This window comes from Paracoccus haeundaensis, assembly GCF_006239215.1.
GTDB lineage: Bacteria > Pseudomonadota > Alphaproteobacteria > Rhodobacterales > Rhodobacteraceae > Paracoccus > Paracoccus marcusii.
This window is the reverse complement of the sequence record NZ_VDDC01000091.1, coordinates 1-1,708: the sequence shown is the minus strand read 5'-3', so window position 1 is coordinate 1,708 and position 1,708 is coordinate 1. Positions and strand designations below refer to the sequence as shown.

Genomic DNA, 1,708 nt, shown 5'->3' with positions numbered 1-1,708 from the left:
GGCGGATGACGGGACAGACGGTTTGGCTTGGGATCGGGTTTCTGGGGCAGGCGCTGTTCAGCGCCCGTTTCGTCATCCAGTGGCTGGCCAGCGAACGGATGCGACGCAGTGTCGTCCCGCACGCGTTCTGGTGGTTCTCGCTGGCGGGCGGGGTCACGCTCCTGGCCTATGCGCTGTGGCGTGGCGACCCAGTCTTCGTGCTGGGCCAGGGGCTGGGGCTGTTCGTCTATCTGCGCAACCTGATGCTGATCCGCAAGCATCGCCGGACGGCCGCGGCATGAGGATGCGGCCCGTCCTGTCCGCCACGCTGCTGTTCGGGCTGACCGCGCTGACGCTGATCCTGCTGCGTCCGCTGATGCCCGTGGACGAGACGCGATATGTCGCCGCCGCGTGGGAGATGCATGTCGGCGAGTCGCCCTGGGTTCCGCATCTGAACGGGGCGATCTACGGGCACAAGCCGCCGCTGCTGTTCTGGCTGATCAACCTGGTCTGGGCGGTCGTGGGCGTCGATGCCTTCGCGGCCCGGCTGGTCGGGCCGGCCTTCGCGACGGCCTGCGTGGCGATGACCGGGCTGCTGGCCTTGCGGCTGTGGCCGGACAGGCCGGCGCGTGGCGGGGCCGCGGCACTGATCCTGGCGGTATCGCCGGTCTGGCTGCTGTTCGGATCGACGACCATGTTCGACGCGATGCTGACCGCGGCCACGCTGCTGGCGATGCTGGCGCTGTGGTCGGCGGTCCGCAGGCCACGACGCGGGGCCTGGGTCGCCCTGGGGATGGCCGTGGCCCTGGGCGTCTATGCCAAGGGGCCGGTGATCTTGGTCCACGTGCTGCCCGTGGCGCTGTCGATGCCGCTCTGGGCAGGGCCGGACCGCCCGTCGGCGCGACAGTGGGCGGGCGGGCTGGCGCTGGCGCTGGCCGTCGCGCTGGTGGCGGTCGGCCTGTGGCTGGTGCCCGCGCTGATCCTGGGCGGGCCGGAATACCGCACCGAGGTCCTGTGGCGGCAAAGCGGCGGGCGCATGGTGGCATCCTTTGCCCATCGCAAGCCCTGGTGGTTCTATGCCGCCCTGCTGCCCGCGATGATCTGGCCGTTCGGCTGGACCGGGGCGGGGTTTGGTGCCCTGCGCCCAAGGCGGCTGTGGGCCGATCCCGGCACGCGGCTGGCGGCGGTCTGGGCCGTGGGGGCGGTCGTCGCATTCTCTCTGATAAGCGGTAAGCAGGCGCATTACCTGCTGCCGGAACTGCCCGCGCTGGCACTGCTGCTGTCGGGTGGCCTGCCCGCGCGGCGGTGGGGGCGGCGCGACCTGTGGCTGGCCGCGCCCGTGATCGGGCTGGTCCTGGCCTCTTTGGCCACGGGCGCAGGGTTCATCCCGGTGCTGGCACGGCTTGGCGACCCGCTGCCGTTGTGGTCGCTGGCCTTGGGCGGGCTCTGCGCGCTGACGGGGCTGGCGGCGTTCCTGCGGCTGCGGGCGCCGGTCATGGCGCTGGCCGCGCTGCCGCTGGCGCTGATGATCGGGCTGCATCTCGGGCTGAGCCCGCTGCTGTTCGCCCGCTATGACATGACCGATCTGGGCCGGGCCGTGGCGCCCCATGATACCGCAGGCGTCGCCGTCACCGACGGCACCTATCATGCGCAGCTAAACTTTGCCGGACGCCTGCTGAACCCGGTCGCCCACCTGTCCGACGACGCCGTTGCGGGGTGGCTGCGCGAC

The 1,708-nt window shown here is 71.6% G+C and carries 2 protein-coding genes; both read left to right on the top strand.

Annotation, left to right across the window (positions count from 1 at the left end; all coding sequences use genetic code 11):
• Window positions 1–5 precede the first annotated feature (5 nt).
• Entirely contained in the window at window positions 6–281 is a 276-nt protein-coding gene (locus tag FHD67_RS20070) for a lipid-A-disaccharide synthase N-terminal domain-containing protein (RefSeq protein WP_139599840.1), read from the top strand.
• Window positions 278–1,708: ArnT family glycosyltransferase (locus FHD67_RS20065; RefSeq protein ID WP_139599839.1), on the top strand; the 1,431-nt coding region annotated here is incomplete at its 3' end. The genes FHD67_RS20070 and FHD67_RS20065, both read left to right, overlap by 4 nt.